This is a genomic window from Pediococcus parvulus, assembly GCF_007990205.1.
Taxonomy (GTDB): domain Bacteria; phylum Bacillota; class Bacilli; order Lactobacillales; family Lactobacillaceae; genus Pediococcus; species Pediococcus parvulus.
On record NZ_BJWE01000109.1, the window covers coordinates 1 to 709 of the forward strand.

Consider the following 709-nt stretch of genomic DNA (forward strand, 5'->3'; position numbering starts at 1 on the left):
GGCTAACGTTTTAGAATTTGATTAGGTTCAGGATTGGGTTGTTTGATTTTCGAATTTTTCTTTAGCAAAATCTTTCAACTTTTGTTGAGTTCGATTGCTTATTTCTTAGTGCACATCATTTAAATGATTTTTGTTGTGGACTAGTGTTTGATGAACCTGTTAGTCTAAGTTCCTGCTGATTGCCCTTTAAAATTTGTTGGGCTTATGGGGCAACAGTAAGGGCACCAAGTGTGTCACGATATTGTTAAGCGTCGGTATCAGTTAGTTTCAAATCGATCACATCTGGCCGGTTAAGTAAATCAAAATAGATTGCTAAGACGTTGTTGTCATCGAATCGTATACCAAATAAGGTACTAATGGTCATGCGGCCATCTGGAAAAAGGCACATTGGATAGTCCATTTTCTAGTGACCAAAACAAATATTCTGAATGATCATTTTTTGACTACCAATAGTCTGCTACGGCCTGGGGAATTGATCGCGCACAAGTCACGGAACCAACTAAGGTTAAAGCAGCTAGCCTGGGTAATTCGCAAGTATTGCCGCGGGACAATTTTAACCAAACCGAAATTGAAACGGTCATTAAAGAAATTGGGGAACAGGTGGCGGCGCGACTTCGGCACCACCATAAACTAGCGGGGTGTCTATCGCTAAGCATTGGGTTTTCCTATGCCGCAGCTGAAGCAGATGGTCGCGGTGGCTTTCACCAAG

The 709-nt window shown here is 41.9% G+C and carries 1 protein-coding gene and 1 pseudogene; one reads left to right on the top strand and one right to left on the bottom strand.

Features of this window, described 5'->3' with window-relative positions:
- Positions 1-244 precede the first annotated feature (244 nt).
- The gene (locus tag PPA04_RS09625; protein ID WP_155123385.1) at positions 245-400 is read right to left on the bottom strand and encodes a hypothetical protein; all 156 of its coding nucleotides are present in this window, start codon (positions 398-400) and stop codon (positions 245-247) included.
- Between the two features lie 56 nt (positions 401-456).
- On the opposite strand from PPA04_RS09625, the pseudogene PPA04_RS09525 reads away from it, so the two are divergent.
- A pseudogene (locus PPA04_RS09525) lies at positions 457-709 on the top strand (DinB/UmuC family translesion DNA polymerase); the annotation flags it as partial.